Here is a 16953-nt window from a genome sequence, read left to right on the forward strand (position 1 = left end):
CGCGGCCGACTGGCGTGGACAGACGACTGCGTTCGTATCGAGGCTGGACTCGGCAGTTCGCGGGGACATCCCTGCCCACAACCTCGATGATTGGACGATGCGACCGGAAATCATGGCGATCGGGCGGCTCACCGCTGTCGCTGTGCTGAGCGCCACCGCGATCGGGTGCTCGGGCGGCGACGCCGTGGACGCGCGCCACCTCCCCGGCCCCGCATCGAGCAGGCCTACGGCCTCGGCCCGGCCCGAGGTGGTCCCGTCGCTGTCCGGCGGCACCTGGACGGAGACGAGAACGGCCGACGCCGGCGCCGTGATGCTGAGTGTCGCCGTGACCGGGAGCAGCGAGGCCTGGGCGGTCGGCACTTCCGGAGAGAACAGGCGAACCGGCACGGTCCTGCGCTGGGACGGGCGCGCGTGGCGGTCCGTGCCGCTGCCGCCGGGCCTGCGGTATCCGACCGTGGTGTCCGCGACGTCCCCCCGCAACGTGTGGATCTTCGACAATCACGCCGACGCGTGGCGGTGGGACGGCCGGCGATGGTCGGCCCGGGACCGGCCACCCGGGAGGCGCCCGATCGCCCTGGATGACGCCGTGGTCACCGGACCCGCGGACGCGTGGGTCGCGGCGGCCCAGGACCACGGCACCGCCGGGAGACCCGACTGGCGTCCCGTGCTCGCGCGTTGGTCCTCTTCCGGCTGGTCGGTCGTGCCGCGACCGACCCGGCGGCTCATGCGCCGCCTCGGTGCCACCGCCTCCGGAGACCTGTGGGCGCTGGGCGACGCCGGTGACAGCGGATCGACTGTCGAACACTGGGACGGGCGCCGCTGGACGGCCGTTCCGGTGCCCCGGCCCGGCGGCGCCACGGTTGAGTTCACGGACCTGGCGGTGGTGTCGGAACGGGAGGTCTGGGTCGCCGGGTCGATCCTGCTGCCCGGTGCCGGCTCGGCCACCGCGACGCTCATGCGCTGGAACGGCGACCGGTGGAACCCGGTCTCGCGCCTTCCGGCGGACGTGGTCTCGTTCAACGCGGTGGCGTCGGACGGCCACGGCGGGGTGTGGCTCGGCGCGGACAACTATCACTCCGAGAACAAACGGATCCTGCTGCACTTCGACGGGCGCTCCTGGACGTACGAGAAGACACCGAGGATCGGCAACGCTCCGGAGGTGCTCGACCTGGTCAAGGTGCCCGGCCGGGACACGGTCTTCGCGGTCGGCGGCAATCCCTCCTATGACGAGGACAGCGAGGCGTGGATCTGGACGAGGTCATGAACGCGGTCATGAACGCGGTGCGCGGACCGGAGCCATGCGGGCGCCTTTGCCGATCATGGCCGGTGCTCTCGCAGGGGCTCCATCTCCGTGGTCCGGCGTCCGGGCGCGGCGGGTGAGCGCCGCGCGGGAGGGACGATCGGCCTTCATCTCCGCCAGGTGACGAGGGCGTCCAGGGCTTCCACGTGGGAGCCGCGGACGAGCAGGGGGTTGATCTCCAGCGACTCCAGGTCGTCGCCGAGGCTCTCCGCGAGGGCGGCGACGCGGGCCACGACCTCGGCGACGGCGTCGAGGTCGGCCGGCTCGGCGCCGCGGGCGCCCCGCAGCAGCGCGGCGCCGCGCAGCTCGTCGAGCGCCCGCCGCACCTCGGCCGCGTCCACCGGCAGCACGCGCAGCGCCGTGTCACGCAGCGCCTCGACCCAGATCCCGCCCAGGCCGACGGCCAGGGTGAGCCCCCACGCCGGGTCCCGTACGACGCCGACCAGCAGCTCCACGCCGCCGCCGCGTTGCGGCTGGACGAGCGCGCCGACGCGGCCGGCGCCGGGGACCGCCGCGGCGGCGGCCACGACCTCGCGGTAGGCCCGTTCGACGGCCCGCGCGTCGGCCAGGCCCAGCCGGACCCCGCCGACGTCGCTCTTGTGCCCGAGTCCGTCGGCGGCGACCTTGAGGACGACCGGGTAGCCGAACCCGACCGCCGCCGCCACGGCCGACTCCTCGTCGTGCACGAGCTCGCCGGGCACGACCGGGATCCCGGCGGACGCCAGCAGGGCGGCGGCCCGGTGCTCGGCCCAGACACCTGTCCCGGGCTCGACCGCCGGGGCGCTCACCACGGCCCTCTCCGGGACGGCTCCGTTCGCCTCGACGGCCGCGCGGTACGCCCTGGACCACCGGACCGCGGCCCCGATGGCGTGCACGCCGTGCTCGATGCCGCCCGCGACGTACGGGAAACCGGCCTCCCGCTGCACGTCGCGGCCGAACTCGGTGACGTCGGTCAGCACGTTGCTCACGACGACGACGGGCATCGGGGCCTCGGCGATGCGCTTGGCGCTCGCGGCGAACATGGCGTACACGGGCGCGGGGTCGGGCGGGGCGACGCGCGGGAGGTCCGACAGCAGCATGACCGCGTCGACGCCGGGGTCGGCGGTGACGGCCTCCAGCGCGCGGCCGAGCAGCGTACGGTCGATGAGCACATAGCCGGTGACGTCGAGGGGATTCTGCACGGTCCCGAAGGCCGGCACGATCTCCCGCAGCCGGGCGACCGTCTCCGGGGCGAACGCCGGCAGCTCCAGCCCCTCGTCCTCGGCCCGGTCGGCGATGATCTCCGACGCGCCGCCCGAGGGCGTGACGACACCGATCCGCGGGCCCGGCAGCGGGCCCACCTCGGCCAGCAGGCCCGCGGTGATGATGAGGTCCTCGAGCGACCGCACCCGCACCACCCCGAGCTGCCGGAACGCCGCCTCGATCACGTTGTCGTCGCCGACGAGCGCGCCGGTGTGGGCCTGGGCCGTGCGGGAGGCGAGCCGGCTGCGCCCGATCTTCAGCGCGACGATCGGCTTGCCCGCGAGCAGCGCCCGGCGCGCCGCCCGGGAGAACGCGGCCGGGTCGCGGACCGACTCGAGGAACAACGCGATGGCCGTGGTCGCCGGGTCGTCCACCAGGTAGTCGATCACGTCCGTCACGGTGACGAGCGACTCGTTGCCCATCGAGGTGAGGAGGCTGATCCCGACGTTGCGGGCCTGCGCGAAGGCGAGCACCGAGCTGGCCAGCGCGCCGCTCTGCAGCACCACGCCGACCGACCCGCGCAGCAGCGGCGACGGGATCGGCAGGCCGTACGGCGTGACGTCCGCGGCGGCGTTGATGAAGCCGTTGCCGTTCGGGCCGAGCACGGTGAGGTCGTTCTCCCGCGCGAAGTCGACGATCTCCGCCTCCAGGGCGGCGCCCTCCGGCCCGGTCTCCCCGAACCCGGCGGTGAGGATCACGTAGTGGCGGATGCCGAGCTTGGCCCCCTCGCGCAGCACGGGCAGCACAGCCGTCGTCGGCACCATCACGTACGCGAGGTCGACCTGGCCGGGGATGTCGGACAGGCTGCGGCAGGCCTGCTCGCCGTGCACCACGCCGCCGCGCGGGTTGACCAGGTGAACGGGCCCCCGGAAGCCGTGCGTACGCAGGTTGGTCAGCGTGCTGATCGACCAGCCGGACTTGTCCGTCGCGCCGACCAGGGCGATCGACCGGGGGTTGAACAGCTCTCCTACCGGCATCCTCATTCCCCGATCGTGCCGAGACGGGCGTGGCCCCTGAGCAGGTTGCGGGCGATCGTCCGCCGCTGGATCTCGTCGGTGCCCTCGAAGATCCGCAACAGGCGCAGCTCGCGATACCACCGCTCGATGGGCAGTTCCTTGGTGTAGCCCATGCCGCCGTGGATCTGCAGCACGCGGTCGACGACCTGGTTGGCCATGACCGCGCCGTTCAGCTTGGCGATCGAGGAGGCGTGCCGGGCGTCCATGCCCTGCTGCACGCGCCAGGCGGCGTGCAGCGTGAGCCACTTGGCCGCCTCGATCTCCACCTGCGAGTCGGCGATCATCCACTGGATCGCCTGGTATTCGGCGATCGGCTTGCCCATCGACACGCGGATCCCGGCGTAGTCGATCGCCATCTGGAGCATGCGCTCGGCCGAGCCGACGGCCCGCGCGGGGATCATGTAGCGGCCCTGGCCGATCCACTGCATCGCCAGTTCGAAGCCCCTGCCGAGCTCGCCGAGGATGTTCTCCTCCGGCACCCTGACGTCCTCGAACACCAGCGAGGCCGGGCCCCACTGCCCCATGGTCGGGATCGGCTCGGACTTCCAGCCCATGTCGCGGTCGGCCAGGAAGCAGGTGACGCCGCCGTTCGCACCCTTCTCCGGGTCGGTCACGGCGAACACCATCACGAAGTCGGCTTCGCTGCCGCCGGTGATGAAGGTCTTCTCGCCGTTGATGACCCAGTCTCCGCCGTCCTTGACGGCACGTGTACGGATGTTGCGGGCGTCGGAGCCCGCGCCCGGCTCGGTGATGGCGAAGCAGGAGCGGCGTTCGCCCTCGATGGTGGGGATCAGGTAGCGCCGCTTCTGCTCCTCGGTGCCGGCGTAGAGGATGTTGTCGGCCGACCCGCCGAAGCTGAACGGGACGAACGTCCGGCCCATCTCCATGGCGATGATCGCGGACATCACCGGGCCCAGAGCCGCCCCGCCGTACTCCTCGGGGGTGTTGATCCCCCAGAAGCCCATCTTCTTCGCCTTGAGCCGCAGGTCGTTCAGGACCTCGGGGTCGAGCCCCGGGCCGCCGGCGCGCTCGCTGCGCAGCACCTCGGGTTCGAGCGGCATGACCTCCCGCTCGACGAACGCGCGGATGGTGTCACGGATCTGCAGTTCCTCGGGGCTCAGGGAGAAGTCCATCGACGCGACTCTTTTCTAGAATTGCTCTCTAGGAATCGGTTCCAGCCTGGTTCCCCGCCGAAGGGGTGTCAAGAGGTCTGGAATCACTTTCTAGAATTCAACCGGCTACGATGGCGTCGTCCCTGTCGACAAGGAGCCCAGATGGCACGCAAGCCCGGCGGCAGGAGCGGCTCGTGGGAGTGGAGCCGCACCGCCCAGACGCGTAAGAGCATGCTTCAGGCCGCCCGCGAGGTCTTCTCCGAGCACGGCTTCGCCGACGCCAACGTCGCGGACGTCGTCGAGCGCGCGGGCTCCAGCGTGGGCAGCCTCTACCACCACTTCGGGGGCAAGACCGAGCTGTTCCTCGCGCTGTGGGAGGAGCACCAGGCCGCCCACGAGGAGGCCGCCGCGGCCGGCGTCGCCGCGGCCAAGCAGTCGGGCGTGAAGGACCCCGTCGAGCTGTTCATCGCCGGGGCCAGGGCCTTCCTGGAGGGATCCTGGCAGCGTCGCGACCTGGCCCGGCTGTTCATGGACGGCGACGGCCCGCCGGGGTTCGAGCTGATGCGGCGCACCCGCGGCCGGGAGTGGGTCCGGCAGAACGCCGTCCTGCTGGGCGCGGCGAACACCCCGACCGACCGCCTGACCGTCTCGGTCCTCACCAGCGTGATCGGCGAGGCCGGACGTGAGGTCGCGACGAGCGAGACCGAGGAGGAGGCCGGGGAGGTCGTCGAGGCGGCGGTCGCGCTGATCCGCCGCTTCGGCGATCCCCTGGCCACCCACGACGACGCCACCGGCGCCACAGGTGTCGACGACGCCGGGGCTGCCGCACCGAGCTGATCTCGGCTTGCCGGCCCCGGCGGCACCCGCCGCGCCGTGACCAGGGCGCTCTCAGGCGGGGCGGAAGGCGGCCCTGCCCCGGTCGATCACGACGGTGCCGTCCTCCTTCGCCGTACGGAACAGCGCCGTCGCGCCGTCGCCGGACACCCAGATCGACACGGTCAGCGCCTCGCCCGGGTAGACGGGTTTGCTGAACCGCCCCGACATGGCCGCGAAGCGTGCCGGGTCGGACCCCGCCACCGCGTGCAGCAGCGCCCGGCCCGTGAAGCCGTACGTGCACAGGCCGTGCAGGATCGGGCGCCCGAAGCCGGCGCGGGCGGCGAAGACGGGGTCGGAGTGCAGCGGGTTGCGGTCCCCCGACAGGCGGTAGAGCAGCGCCTGGTCGGCCCGGGTCCGATAGGTCACCGTGTGGTCCGGTGGCCTGTCCGGCTCGGTCCACTCGTCGCGGGGGCCGCGCTCGCCGCCGAAGCCGCCCTCGCCCCGGATGAACACCGAGCCGCGGCTCGTGATCAGCGACTCGCCGCTTCCGGCGTCGGCCGCCCTGGCCTCGGTCGTCACCAGCGCCCCCGAGCCCTTGTCGTAGATGCCGGTCACCGTCGAGGTCGTCGATACGCGACCGGCGGGCGGCAGCTCGCGGTGCAGTTCGAACGCCTGCTCGGCGTGCACGAGCATGGCGGGGTCGAAGTCGCCGAGTTTCCGCCCGATGGGGGCCTGGGCGGCCAGGACCGCGAAGGTGGGCAGCACCCGCTGCCGCATCCCCGCCGAGTTCTCCGTGGTGAAGGCGAGCTCCTCGGTGCCCGCCCCGACGCCCAGCGCGTACAGCAGGGTGTCGGCCGACGTCCACGACCGCTCGTGCGGCGCGCTCTCCACCCCGATCAGACCGTGGTCGAGCGGCATGTCAGGCCTCCCCGTCCGGGATCCGCCCGCTGGTGAGGGCGTTCGGCGCGGCCTTGTCCACCAGGGCGGGGATCACCTCGCCCAGCTCGGCCGGGTCCCACCGGGCGTCCTTGTCCACGCCCGGCCCGGCGTGCCAGCCCTCCGCGACGCTGATGTGCCCGCCGCGCACGTTGAAGACCCGGCCGGTGATCCCCCGCGCCTCGGCGCTGCCCAGCCACACGACCAGCGGCGCGATGTTGTCCGGCGCCGCCGGATCGAAGCCGCCCTCGGCCCGCGCCCTCCCGCCCGGGATGAGGTTCTCGGTCATCCGCGTGAGCGCGGCGGGGGCGACCGCGTTGACGGTCACGCCGTAACGCGCCAGCTCCTTGGCCGCGATGATCGTCAGTGACGCGATCCCGGCCTTGGCCGCGCCGTAGTTGCCCTGACCGGCGTTGCCGTAGATGCCGGACGACGACGTGGTGTTGATCACCCGGGCGTCCACCGGCTCTCCGGCCTTGGCCCTGGACCTCCAGTAGGCGGCGGCGTGCCGGAGCGGGGCGAAGGTGCCGCGCAGGTGCACCCGGATGACCGCGTCCCACTCGTCGGCGGTCATGTTGACGAGCATCCGGTCACGCAGGATGCCCGCGTTGTTGACCAGGACGTGCAGGTCGCCGAACGTCTCCACGGCCCTGCCGATCATGCGACGCGCGCCGTCGAAGTCGGAGACGTCCTCCCCGTCGACCACGGCCTCGCCGCCCATCGCCCTGATCTCCTCGACCACCTCGCCCGCGGCGCCGGTGGACGACCCGGTGCCGTCGACCTCGGCGCCGAGGTCGTTGACGACGACCTTGGCGCCCTGGCGCGCGAACTCCAGCGCGTGTCCCCGCCCGATGCCCCGTGCGGCACCGGTGACGATCACGACACGGCCTTCCACGATTCCGCCCATGCGCAGCTCCCTTGACCCGACCTTGACCCGATCCCGTGTGAACGTGATTCTAGTAATGGAATCTAGAATTCGGTAGGGAGGAGCCGGTCATGATCCAGGTCGCCGTACGATGACGGCCGTGCCGCGGACCCTCGCGGCGGACCCCGGCGAGCGGGAGCGGCTGCGCCGCGCCTGGCGGACGCTGTCGGTCGTGAGCATGGCCAGCGTCCTCACCGCGCTCGGCGGCAGCGCGCTCAACGTGGCGCTCCCCCAGGTCGTACGGCAGACGCACGCGAGTGCGGACGCCGCGAGCTGGATCCTGCTCGCCTTCCAGCTCACGACGACCGTCCTCATGGTGGTGTTCGGCCGGCTCGCCGATCTGTTCGGGCGGCGGGCCATGTATCTCGGCGGCCTGGCCACCTACACCGTCGCCAGCCTGCTGGCCGGGCTGGCGCCGGACGCGTGGGTCATCGTGGCGTTGCGGGTGGTGCAGGCCGCGGGCGGGGCGATGCTGCTGACCAACAGCGCCGCCCTCGTGACCGACGCGTTCCCCAAGTCGCGGCTCGGCGAGGGGATGGGCGTCTACACCGCGTCGTTCTCCATCGCCCAGCTCGCCGGCCCTGCGCTCGGCGGCCTGTTCACCGAGCACCTCGGCTGGCGCTGGGTGTTCTGGTACAACGTGCCCCTCGGCGTCGCGTGCCTGGTCTGGGGCGCGGTGGCCCTGCGTCCCGGACCGCCGCAGGGCCGCGACCGGGGCCTCGACCTGTCCGGGAACGCGCTCGTGCTCGCCTGTCTCGGCGGCCTGCTGCTCGCGCTGTCGGAGGTGACCCGGCTCGGCTGGGGACACCCGATGGTGGTGTCGGGCCTCGTCGTGTTCGCGGTGACGCTCCCGCTGTTCGTCGTGCGTGAGCTGCGGGCCCGTCATCCGGTGGTGGACATCCGGATGTTCCGCGATCTCACGTTCGCTCTCGGGACGCTGGCGTCGTTCCTCAACTCGACCGCCCGGGTCGGGGTGGTGCTCCTCGTGTCGCTGTTCTTCCAGGCCGTGCGCGGCGAGGACCCGGTGAGCGCGGCGGTGAAGGTGCTGCCGCTGTCGGTGGCGGCGATGGCGGCGTCGGTCGCGTCGGGCTTCCTGCTGCGCCGCCTCGGCCCGCGCACGGTGGCGGTCGCCGCGACCTCGCTGACGACGGCGGGCCTGGCCGTCCTGCTGTGCCTGATCTCCCCCGGCATGTCGTCGGCGTCGCTCACGGCCGCCCTCGTGCTGATCGGCGTCGGCTCGGGCATGTTCCTGCCGAGCAACACCACGGCGATCCTGCACGGGGTGCCGTCGCACCGGCTGGGGATCGTCAACGCCATGCGCCTGATGCTGCAGAACACCGGTGTGGTGGTCGGCACCGCGCTGGCCCTCTCGATCATCACGGTGCCGCTGCCGGCCGGGCTGCACGACGCCGTCTTCGCGGGAACGCTGTCCGACGTCTCGTCCACGGCGGTCGAGCGGCTCGTGACCGGCTACCGCTGGGCGCTCGCCTGCATGACCGCCGTCTCCGCGCTGGCCGTGCTCACCTGCTTCACCAGAAGGCGGGCGGGCTCGTCCGTCAGCTGAGGACGCGGCCGTGGCGGTCGCGGGCCTTCAGCCGCACGGTCGGCATCTCGGGGGCGGGCAGCCGGCGCTCCCCGCCGGGAACGACGCCGAAGCGGTCGCCCGGTATCCACTCATCCCGCGCCCAGTCGTCGCGCGCCCGTGCGATCTCCTCATGCGAACGGCCGACGAAGTTCCACCACATCACCAGGGGCTCCTCGAACGGCGTGCCGCCCAGCACGAACAGCCGTGCCGGGCCCGCCGCCTCGATCGGGACCTCCGTACGGCCCCGGCCGAGGTAGAGCAGTGAGCCCGGCGCCAGCGCGACCCCGGCGACGTCGGCCGTGCCCGACATCGCCAGCACCGCCGTCTCGAAGGCCGGGTCCACCGGCAGCCGGTGCTCTCCCGTTCCCGCGAACAGCACCTCGGCCCCGAGCAGCGGGGTGTGCACCAGGGCGGGCGAGCGCAGCGGCCCGGACTCCCCCACCACGACGGTCACCGTGACGTCCCCGTCGCGCAGCACGGGCAGGGCGGCGTGGTGCTCGAACCGCGCCGCGCCGTGCCGTGCGTCCTCCGGCAGGGCGACCCACAGTTGCAGCCCGTGCATGCCCGGCGGGTGCTCCGGCGGCGACTGCTCCGAGTGGGCGATGCCGTGGGCGGCGGTCATCAGGTTGAGCTGCCCGGGCACGACCGGCTGGATGTTGCCGAGGCTGTCGCGGTGCAGGATCTCCCCCTCGACGAGCCACGTGACCGTCTGCAGGCCGGTGTGGGGGTGCGGCGGCACCTGCATGCCCGGCCGGCCGCTCACGTCGTCGGGTCCGAAGTGGTCGACGAAGCACCATGCGCCGACCATGCGGCGCGGGCGCTGCGGGAGCAGCCGCCGCACGGTCGTGTACCGGCCGAGCGGCACGTCGTGACCGGGCAGGAGCACGCTCTCCGGCTCCGCCTCGGCCGCGCCCGTGCCGCCGTTCAACACCGCGCCGCCGTTCAACACCGTGCAGCCGTACAGCGCCGGCTCCCCGGGGGTCACTTCGATCCCTCCCCGCCGTCGAGGGAGAACCTGGCCCGCCGGTCGGCGGGCACCAGGTCGAGATACTCCGGGTGCCGCGCGATGTACCGCTGCACGAACGGGCAGAACGGCAGGACCTCCAGCCCGGCGTCGCGGGCGGCGTCGAGCGCCGCGCGGACCAGCGTCGAGCCGAGGCCCCGGCCCTCGAAGGCCGGGTCGATCTCGGTGTGGGTGAGGGAGATCGCCGGCCCCTTGAGCCGGTAGTCGGCGAAGCCGGCGAGGGCGCCGTCCACGGTGATCTCGAAGCGGCTCGCCTCCGGGTTGTCGGCGACCTGCGGTTCTGACTGCTGCATCGGGTGTCCTTCCTGGATCGTCAGGCGGCGATCGTCGCGTGCATCTCCCACACGAGGATCTCGGCGGGCTCGGTGGCGGTGACCTTCTGCCCGCCGGTGGCGGTGAAGCGTACGGCGTCACCGGTCTCCAGGGTGCCCGCACCCTCCAGGGTCACGCTTCCCCGGGGGACGAACAGGTGCAGGAACGGCGCCTCGGGCAGCTCCACGCTCTGGCCCGCCTGGAGACGGGCGGCGTACAGCGCGGCGTACCGGTTCTTGATGCGGATCGCGGCCTCGCCCGCGTGCTTGTCCATGCCGCTGGCGACCGGCACCAGACCGCCGGCCAGCAGCTCGTTCTCGATCTCCAGCTGCTCGTAGCCGGGATCGATGCCGGGCTCGTCGGGCACCACCCACATCTGGACGAAGTGCACGGGCTTGTCGTGCGTGTCGCCGCCGGTCAGCCGCCAGGAGTCGTTCTTCTCCGAGTGCAGGATGCCGGTGCCGGCGCTCATGCGCTGCGCCAGGCCGGGGTAGATGACGCCGGAGTGGCCCTCGGAGTCCTGGTGGACCAGGGACCCCTGGAGCACCCAGGTCACGATCTCCATGTCGCGGTGCGGGTGCGTCTCGAAGCCGGTGCCCGGGTGGACGACGTCGTCGTTGTTGACCAGCAGCAGCCCGTGGTGGGTGTTGCCGGCGTCGTAGTGGCCGCCGAACGAGAACGAGTGCTTGGAATCGAGCCAGGAGATGCGGGTGGCGAAACGCTCGGCCGCCCGGCGGACGTCGACACGAGGGGTCAGCCTGGTCGTGGTCATGAGTGCCCTTTCCTCGTCGCCATGTAGATGATGCGTCATCTACTGGTGCCCACAACATACATGACGAGTCATTGATTCCGGATAGCCTGGGAGACATGGACAGCCCACGGTGGCTCGACGCCGACGAGCAGCGCGCCTGGCGGGCGTACCTGCGCATGCAGGGCCGCCTCACGGCCCGGCTCAACCGGCAGCTGCAGGCCGACTCGGGTCTGTCCCTGGCGGACTACGAGGTTCTCGTGCACCTCACCGACCGGGAGGAAGGGCGGCTGCGGCCGTTCGAGCTGCAGCGCGACCTCCAGTGGGAGCAGAGCCGGCTGTCCCACCACCTGACCCGGATGGAGCGCCGGGGGCTCGTCAGGCGGGAGGAGTGCGCGGACGACGGCCGGGGCGCGTTCGTCGTGATCACCGAGGAGGGCCGCCGGGCCATCACCGCCGCGGCCCCCGGGCACGTGGAGACCGTGCGCGGCCTGTTCTTCGACGGGCTCACCCGCGATCAGGTCGCCGCCCTCGAACGGCTCGCCGCGGACGTGCTCGGCCGCCTCGATTAGCTCACCAGGCCCTCGGGGAAGACGACGTCGGCCACACCGGGGACGGTACGGGCGACCAGCTCGGCGATGCGGGCCGACCGCTCGTCTCCCGCGCCGTGCAACTCGACCACGCCGTCGCGCACGGCCGCGCCGAAGGACGCCGTGTCGGCGCAGTCGCGCAGCGCCGCGAGCACGTCCTCGCGGATCCGCTCGTCGCCCTGGGCCAGCAGGCCCATCAGGTCGCGCCGGCTGACGATCCCCACGAGTTCGTCGTCGCGCAGGACGGGGACGCTCTTCACCCCCGTCGTGATCATCAGTTCGACCAGGTCCATGGTGTCGGCGCCGTCCCCGACCGTGGCGACACGCGGCGTCATGACCTCCTCGACGAGTGCGGACTGCCTGCCGGTGGGCAGGGCCTCGGGGCGCAGGAACGCCCGGGGGTTGGCGCCGAACTCGCCGCGCAGCAGGTCCATCTCGCTGACGACGCCGACCATCCGCCCGGCCGCGTCGACCACCGGCGCGGCCGTGATGTCCTGTTCGTACAGCAGGCGGACGGCCTGCTTGATCGTCGCGGTGCGCCTGACCGTCACCACCGGCGTCGTCATGATCTCGCGGACCAGCATGTGACCACCTCCTACGCGGCCGGCGCGAGGGCGAGTGTGCCGCCGGGCGCCGGTCCCACCCGCGCGCCGAACTCCCGGCAGATCCCGTCGAGCGTCGCCAGCAGCCACTCGCGGTCCTCACGGCGGGCGTGCCGCAGCCGCATCCGCACGGCCCGCATCGGCGCCATCCGCAGCTCCAGCAGCCGTCCCGCCGCGGCCTCGGCCGTCGCCTCGACGGTGACGAAGTACAGCAGCCGCAGGTCGTCGCGGTACTCCTCGTAGCCGGTGATGCCCTCGTAGTCGTCGATGAAGTCGCCGCAGCCGTAGAGGATCAGCCGGTCCTGGTACACCTCCACCGGCCGGGGATGGTGGGAGGAGTGGCCGTGGACGAGGTCGACGCCGCCCTCGACCAGCGCGTGCGCGAACTCGACCTGGTCGTCCCCGACCTCGTAGCCCCAGTTGGACCCCCAGTGGACGGAGACGACCGCGATGTCCCCCGGCTGCTTGACCTGCCGTACGCGCCGGACCGTCTCCGCCGCGGCGTCGCGCGTGGGCTCGGGGAGATAGGCGACGCCGGGCCGGTCCCGGGCCGCCGCCCAGCCGCCGGGGACCCCGCTGGACGGCATCGCCACCGCGAACACCAGGACCCGTCCGCCGCCCGGCAGGGCCACGACCGCGGGCCGCCACGCCTCGTCCTCGTCCCGTCCCGCGCCCGCCTGGTCCAGCCCGGCCCCCGCCAGCGCGTCCAGCGTCTCCGTGAGCCCGGGTACGCCGAAGTCGAGCACGTGGTTGTTGGCCAGCACGCACACGTCGGGCCGGGCCACGGCCAAGGCAGTGATGTTGGCCGGGTTCATCCGGTAGTGCACCTGCTTGCCGGGCGCGAAGTCACGGCTGCGGGTGACACTCGTCTCCAGGTTCAGCACGCGTACGTCGGGGGCGGCCTCGTCGAGCACCTCGAGGGCGTCGCCCCAGGGCCAGGAGTAGCCGGCCGGGCGCGGGATCGGGCCGTTGGCCGCCTCCGCCAGTTCGACGTACTCCCGGGCGTCCCGGACGCACGACTCCTCCAGCGCGGGGTCGCCCGGGCGCGGGAGGATCTGGTCGACGCCCCGCCCCAGCATGACGTCGCCGCACAGGAACAGCGTCACCGGGTCCCCCGCAGCCGACCGCATCCCTACCCCTCCTCGGGCAGCACACGGCAGCCAGTCACACCTCCATCCTGCCCCCTGGCTCCCGGCGGGCGCGGCCGGGTCAGGTCACGCGGCAGAGGATCTCGCCGTGCAGGACGCTGAACCAGCCGTCCTCGCTCTCGGCCCATTCCCGCCAGCCGTCGGCGATCCGGCCCAGGTCGTCCCGCGTGGCGTGGCCGCCCTCGATCGCACGCTGGGCGTAGGAGGACTGCACCGTGCGGTCGGCCCACAGGCCGCCCCACCAGGCCCGCTCCTCGGGGGTGGCATAGCACCAGGTGGCCGACGACGAGGTGATCTCGGTGAAGCCCGCCTCCCTCGCCCAGGCGCGCAGCCGGCGCCCGGCGTCGGGCTCGCCGCCGTTGGCGCGGGCCACCCGGCGGTAGAGGTCCAGCCAGTCGTCCAGGACCGGGATCCGCGGATACCACACGAAACCGGCGTAGTCGGAGTCGCGGACCGCCACGATCCCGCCCGGCTTGGTCACCCGCCGCATCTCGCGCAGCGCGCCCACCGGGTCGCCGACGTGCTGCAGGACCTGGTGGGCGTGCACGACGCAGAAGGACGCGTCGGGGTAGCCGAGCGCGTGCACGTCCGCGGTCGCGAAGCCGACGTTGCCCAGGCCGCGCCCCTCCGCCTCCCGGCGCGCCTGCTCCAGGACGCCCGGCTCGCTGTCGACACCGATCACCTCGCCCCGCGGCACCCGTTCGGCCAGGTCGGCGGTGATCGTGCCCGGGCCGCAGCCGACGTCCAGGATCCGCATGTGGGGCTTCAGCTCACCCAGCAGGTACGCCGCCGAGTTGGCGGCCGTACGCCAGCGGTGGGAGCGCAGAACGGACTCGTGGTGGCCGTGGGTGTACACGGCCGTTTCGTTCGCCATGCCGGCCACGGTTTCACATGTCTCGCTATATGAGCAAATACGTCTCACATATTGAGCCGACTCTCGAAGGCGTTGATTCCGGCGGCCGGTCGCGGGCATGGTGATCGGATGACCAGCGATGAGGTTCGCGACGGAGTCACGCTGACCAACCTCGACCAGCCCCTGTTCGACGGCGCGGGCGCGACCAAGCGCGACCTGGTCGACTACCTGGACGCGGTCCGCGACCGCGTCATCCCGGTGCTGCGCGAGCGCCCGCTGTCCGTGGTGCGGGTGCGGCAGGGGCAGGCGCCGTTCATGCAGAAGAACGTGCCCTCCTACGCCCCGGACTTCGTGCGGACGGTCACCCTGTGGGCCGAGTCGTCACAGCGGCGGGTGTCGTACGCCCTGTGCGACGACCGGCGCACCCTGCTCTGGCTCGCCAACCAGCGGGCGGTGGAGTATCACCCCGCCCTCGTCCAGGCCGGCGAGTGGGACCGCCCCACGCATCTCGTGCTCGACATCGACCCGCCCTCGGCCGAGGCGTTCCCGCAGGCCGTCGCCGCCGCGCGCCTGGCCGGCCGGGCGCTGGCCGACGCCGGCCTGGCGGGGGCGGTGAAGACCAGCGGCGCCAAGGGGCTGCACGTGTTCGTGCCGCTGGAGGCGCACACCCCGGAGGACGTCGCCGCCGCCACCCGCGCGCTCGGCGTACGCGCGGAGCGTCTCGATCCCGCCCTCGCCACGACGGCGTTCATCCGGGAGGACCGGGGGGACAGGGTGTTCATCGACTCGACCCGGTCCGGCGGCGCGACCGTGGTCGCCGCCTACAGCCCGCGTGTGCGGCCCGGCGTCCCGGTGTCGTTCCCGGTCTCCTGGGACGACCTGGACCGGGTCACACCCGGTGACTTCACCGTGCGCACGGCGGCGGGCCTGCTGCGCGAGAGCGACCCCTGGGCCGCGCTCATGCCGGAGCCCCAGCGGCTGCCGCGCGACCTCATCGAGGAAGGCCACACCATCCCGGTCGCCCGCGTCCAGGCGATGCACGAGGGCAAACGGCGCGCCCGCGCCCGCCGCGCCACCTCCTGAGGAGTTTGGCGACACCGCGTTGCTATAGTTCGCGACATGTCGTCGCCAAACCCCCGCCAGAGCTGGCTCCCCCTGGTCGTGCTCGCCACCGGTGTGTCGATGGTCGTCATCGACGCCACGATCGTGAACGTGGCGGTGCCCGCGATCATCGCCGACCTGGGCCTCGGCGCCACCGACGTGGAGTGGGTCAACTCGATCTACTCCCTGATGTTCGCGGCGCTGCTCATCCCGTTCGGCCGGGCCGGCGACCGGTACGGCAGGCGCCGCCTGTTCGCCCTGGGCGTCGCGGTCTTCCTGCTGGCGAGCGTGCTCGCGGCGACGTCGGTGAACGGGCCCATGCTCATCGGCGTCCGGGCCGTGCAGGGGGTGGGGGCGGCGATGGCCGTCCCGATGACCCTCGCGATCATCAATCGCGTCTACGTGGGCCGCCGGCGGGTGATCGCCTTCGCTGTGTGGGGCTCCATCATCGGCGGCATGGCCGCCGTCGGCCCGCTGGTGGGGGGCTGGCTGGTCACCGACCACGGCTGGCGGGCCGCGTTCTGGATCAACCTGCCCATCGGCGCGCTGCTCCTGCTCGGCTCGCTGCGGGTGCCCGAGTCGCGCGACGGCCACGCGGCGGGCGGCGACCTGGCCGGGCTCGTCCTCGCCGTGCTCGGCACGACCGGCGTCGTCTTCGCCCTTATCGAGGGCCAGAAGTACGGCTGGTGGGAGCCGCGGCGGACCGCCGACCTGTTCGGCCTGCGGTTCGAGAGCGTCTCCCCCGTGCCGTTCGCCTTCGGCGTCGGCGTCCTCGCGCTGGTCGCCCTCGTCGTGCGCGAACGGCGGCGCGAGCGCGCCGGGCGGCCCGTGCTCGTGGACCTGACGCTGTTCGAGCTGCCGAGCTTCCGCTACGGCGCGATGGCCGCGGTGATCGTGGCGCTCGGCGAGTTCGGCATGATCCTCGTGCTGCCGCTCTTCCTGCAGTCCGCGCTCGGCTACACCGCCTTCCGGGCGGGGCTCGTCATCGCCGCGCTGGCCCTCGGCACCTTCCTCGCGGGCGGGCTGGTGCCCCCGCTGTCGAAGAGGTGGTCCGCCCGGGCCATCGTGCGGATCGGCCTCGGCATGGAGGCCGTCGGCGCGGCCGGGATCGGCCTGTCCCTGTCTCCGGACATGGGTCCCTGGCGGCCCGTGCCGTGGCTGCTCCTCTACGGCGCGGGCATCGGCTTCGCCACCGCGCAACTCACCGGCGTCCTCATGGCCGACGTGCCGGCCCGCCTGTCCGGAGGCGCGTCCGCTCTCCAGAGCACGGTCCGCCAGCTCGGCGCGGCGCTGGGCGTCGCCGTCCTGGGCGGGGTGCTGGTGGCCGGGCTCGGCTCGGCCGTCGAGCGCGGGCTCGCCGACCGGCCCGCGCAGGTGCGCACGAGTGCGGCACGGGCGGTCGAGGAGAGCGCCGGCGCCGCCATCCCCGCGCTCCGCGACCCGGTCGTGCACGCGGTGGCGGTCGAGGCGGCCGCCGAGGCGACCCGCAGGGTCACGTTCATCACGGCGCTGGCGCTGCTGGCCGGAGTCGGCGTCACCCTCCTGCTCCCCCGCACACCGGTCGTCCGGGACGAGCCGCCGGAGCGAATCGCGGCGGGCGGGCCGGATACTGGAGGTCGCGACCCGGACATGTAGGAACCCTG

General features: G+C 73.0%; 16 protein-coding genes. 6 read left to right on the top strand and 10 right to left on the bottom strand.

Annotated elements, in window-relative coordinates:
• The first annotated feature begins 97 nt into the window (after window positions 1–97).
• Window positions 98–1264 (top strand): hypothetical protein, encoded by a 1167-nt coding sequence (locus ACWEQG_RS34695; protein ID WP_452291329.1) that lies wholly within the window; start codon window positions 98–100, stop codon window positions 1262–1264.
• 143 nt (window positions 1265–1407) lie between these two features.
• Here ACWEQG_RS34695 and ACWEQG_RS34700 read toward each other — a convergent pair whose 3' ends face one another.
• Window positions 1408–3525 carry an acetate--CoA ligase family protein gene (locus tag ACWEQG_RS34700; RefSeq protein ID WP_452291331.1) on the bottom strand — a complete coding sequence of 706 codons (2118 nt, stop codon included), beginning with the start codon at window positions 3523–3525 and terminating at the stop codon, window positions 1408–1410.
• On the bottom strand, window positions 3522–4691 hold the full coding sequence (locus ACWEQG_RS34705) for an acyl-CoA dehydrogenase family protein (protein WP_452291333.1): 1170 nt from the start codon (window positions 4689–4691) through the stop codon (window positions 3522–3524). Before ACWEQG_RS34705 ends, ACWEQG_RS34700 begins: the two co-directional genes overlap by 4 nt.
• A 141-nt stretch (window positions 4692–4832) precedes the next feature.
• On the opposite strand from ACWEQG_RS34705, the gene ACWEQG_RS34710 reads away from it, so the two are divergent.
• Entirely contained in the window at window positions 4833–5507 is a 675-nt protein-coding gene (locus tag ACWEQG_RS34710) for a TetR/AcrR family transcriptional regulator (RefSeq protein WP_452291335.1), read from the top strand.
• Between the two features lie 51 nt (window positions 5508–5558).
• On the opposite strand, the gene ACWEQG_RS34715 is transcribed toward ACWEQG_RS34710, so the two are convergent.
• On the bottom strand, window positions 5559–6404 hold the full coding sequence (locus ACWEQG_RS34715) for a MaoC/PaaZ C-terminal domain-containing protein (protein WP_452291337.1): 846 nt from the start codon (window positions 6402–6404) through the stop codon (window positions 5559–5561).
• 1 nt (window position 6405) lies between these two features.
• Window positions 6406–7329: an SDR family oxidoreductase gene (locus tag ACWEQG_RS34720; protein ID WP_452291339.1), complete on the bottom strand. Its 924-nt coding sequence runs from the start codon at window positions 7327–7329 to the stop codon at window positions 6406–6408.
• A 118-nt stretch (window positions 7330–7447) separates the two neighbouring features.
• Between ACWEQG_RS34720 and ACWEQG_RS34725 the strand changes: the two genes are divergently transcribed.
• Window positions 7448–8911 carry an MFS transporter gene (locus tag ACWEQG_RS34725; protein ID WP_452291341.1) on the top strand — a complete coding sequence of 488 codons (1464 nt, stop codon included), beginning with the start codon at window positions 7448–7450 and terminating at the stop codon, window positions 8909–8911.
• Here ACWEQG_RS34725 and ACWEQG_RS34730 read toward each other — a convergent pair.
• From ACWEQG_RS34730 to ACWEQG_RS34740, 3 genes are read right to left on the bottom strand one after another with little or no spacing between them, the layout of a single operon-like run.
• Window positions 8904–9917, bottom strand: a complete 1014-nt coding sequence (locus tag ACWEQG_RS34730) for a pirin family protein (protein ID WP_452291342.1) — start codon at window positions 9915–9917, stop codon at window positions 8904–8906. The two genes, ACWEQG_RS34725 and ACWEQG_RS34730, sit on opposite strands and share 8 nt — an antisense overlap.
• A complete protein-coding gene (locus ACWEQG_RS34735) occupies window positions 9914–10249 on the bottom strand; it encodes a GNAT family N-acetyltransferase (RefSeq protein ID WP_363466824.1) in 336 nt (111 codons plus the stop codon). The genes ACWEQG_RS34730 and ACWEQG_RS34735 overlap by 4 nt, the downstream gene beginning before the upstream one ends.
• A gap of 20 nt (window positions 10250–10269) precedes the next feature.
• The gene (locus tag ACWEQG_RS34740) at window positions 10270–11040 is read right to left on the bottom strand and encodes a pirin family protein (RefSeq protein ID WP_452291344.1); all 771 of its coding nucleotides are present in this window, start codon (window positions 11038–11040) and stop codon (window positions 10270–10272) included.
• A gap of 95 nt (window positions 11041–11135) precedes the next feature.
• Between ACWEQG_RS34740 and ACWEQG_RS34745 the strand changes: the two genes are divergently transcribed.
• A complete protein-coding gene (locus tag ACWEQG_RS34745) occupies window positions 11136–11588 on the top strand; it encodes a MarR family winged helix-turn-helix transcriptional regulator (RefSeq protein WP_452291346.1) in 453 nt (150 codons plus the stop codon).
• On the opposite strand, the gene ACWEQG_RS34750 is transcribed toward ACWEQG_RS34745, so the two are convergent.
• The 3 genes from ACWEQG_RS34750 to ACWEQG_RS34760 all read right to left on the bottom strand — a co-directional run bounded on the left by ACWEQG_RS34750 (window position 11585) and on the right by ACWEQG_RS34760 (window position 14230).
• The gene (locus ACWEQG_RS34750) at window positions 11585–12190 is read right to left on the bottom strand and encodes a CBS domain-containing protein (RefSeq protein WP_452291348.1); all 606 of its coding nucleotides are present in this window, start codon (window positions 12188–12190) and stop codon (window positions 11585–11587) included. The two genes, ACWEQG_RS34745 and ACWEQG_RS34750, sit on opposite strands and share 4 nt — an antisense overlap.
• Before the next feature lie 11 nt (window positions 12191–12201).
• Entirely contained in the window at window positions 12202–13338 is a 1137-nt protein-coding gene (locus ACWEQG_RS34755) for a CapA family protein (RefSeq protein WP_452291350.1), read from the bottom strand.
• 79 nt (window positions 13339–13417) lie between these two features.
• Window positions 13418–14230: a methyltransferase domain-containing protein gene (locus ACWEQG_RS34760; RefSeq protein ID WP_452291352.1), complete on the bottom strand. Its 813-nt coding sequence runs from the start codon at window positions 14228–14230 to the stop codon at window positions 13418–13420.
• A gap of 108 nt (window positions 14231–14338) precedes the next feature.
• Between ACWEQG_RS34760 and ACWEQG_RS34765 the strand changes: the two genes are divergently transcribed.
• Together ACWEQG_RS34765 and ACWEQG_RS34770 are read left to right on the top strand one after the other, a co-directional pair.
• Window positions 14339–15292 carry a DNA polymerase domain-containing protein gene (locus ACWEQG_RS34765; RefSeq protein WP_452291354.1) on the top strand — a complete coding sequence of 318 codons (954 nt, stop codon included), beginning with the start codon at window positions 14339–14341 and terminating at the stop codon, window positions 15290–15292.
• Window positions 15293–15328: 36 nt separating this feature from the next.
• Complete coding sequence (locus ACWEQG_RS34770) at window positions 15329–16945, top strand: MFS transporter (RefSeq protein ID WP_452291355.1); 1617 nt, start codon at window positions 15329–15331, stop codon at window positions 16943–16945.
• Window positions 16946–16953: the final 8 nt, after the last annotated feature.

The sequence above is a fragment of the Microbispora sp. NPDC004025 genome (genome assembly GCF_053604425.1).

Bases quoted from the DNA above. Each gene is read 5' to 3' on its own strand.
- ACWEQG_RS34755 (WP_452291350.1), bottom strand. From the start codon at position 13,338: ATGCGGTCGGCTGCGGGGGACCCGGTGACGCTGTTCCTGTGCGGCGAC.
- ACWEQG_RS34765 (WP_452291354.1), top strand. From the start codon at position 14,339: ATGACCAGCGATGAGGTTCGCGACGGAGTCACGCTGACCAACCTCGAC.
- ACWEQG_RS34735 (WP_363466824.1), bottom strand. From the start codon at position 10,249: ATGCAGCAGTCAGAACCGCAGGTCGCCGACAACCCGGAGGCGAGCCGC.
- ACWEQG_RS34700 (WP_452291331.1), bottom strand. From the start codon at position 3,525: ATGAGGATGCCGGTAGGAGAGCTGTTCAACCCCCGGTCGATCGCCCTG.
- ACWEQG_RS34720 (WP_452291339.1), bottom strand. From the start codon at position 7,329: ATGGGCGGAATCGTGGAAGGCCGTGTCGTGATCGTCACCGGTGCCGCA.
- ACWEQG_RS34760 (WP_452291352.1), bottom strand. From the start codon at position 14,230: ATGGCGAACGAAACGGCCGTGTACACCCACGGCCACCACGAGTCCGTT.
- ACWEQG_RS34750 (WP_452291348.1), bottom strand. From the start codon at position 12,190: ATGCTGGTCCGCGAGATCATGACGACGCCGGTGGTGACGGTCAGGCGC.
- ACWEQG_RS34705 (WP_452291333.1), bottom strand. From the start codon at position 4,691: ATGGACTTCTCCCTGAGCCCCGAGGAACTGCAGATCCGTGACACCATC.
- ACWEQG_RS34740 (WP_452291344.1), bottom strand. From the start codon at position 11,040: ATGACCACGACCAGGCTGACCCCTCGTGTCGACGTCCGCCGGGCGGCC.
- ACWEQG_RS34695 (WP_452291329.1), top strand. From the start codon at position 98: ATGCGACCGGAAATCATGGCGATCGGGCGGCTCACCGCTGTCGCTGTG.
- ACWEQG_RS34715 (WP_452291337.1), bottom strand. From the start codon at position 6,404: ATGCCGCTCGACCACGGTCTGATCGGGGTGGAGAGCGCGCCGCACGAG.
- ACWEQG_RS34710 (WP_452291335.1), top strand. From the start codon at position 4,833: ATGGCACGCAAGCCCGGCGGCAGGAGCGGCTCGTGGGAGTGGAGCCGC.
- ACWEQG_RS34770 (WP_452291355.1), top strand. From the start codon at position 15,329: ATGTCGTCGCCAAACCCCCGCCAGAGCTGGCTCCCCCTGGTCGTGCTC.
- ACWEQG_RS34745 (WP_452291346.1), top strand. From the start codon at position 11,136: ATGGACAGCCCACGGTGGCTCGACGCCGACGAGCAGCGCGCCTGGCGG.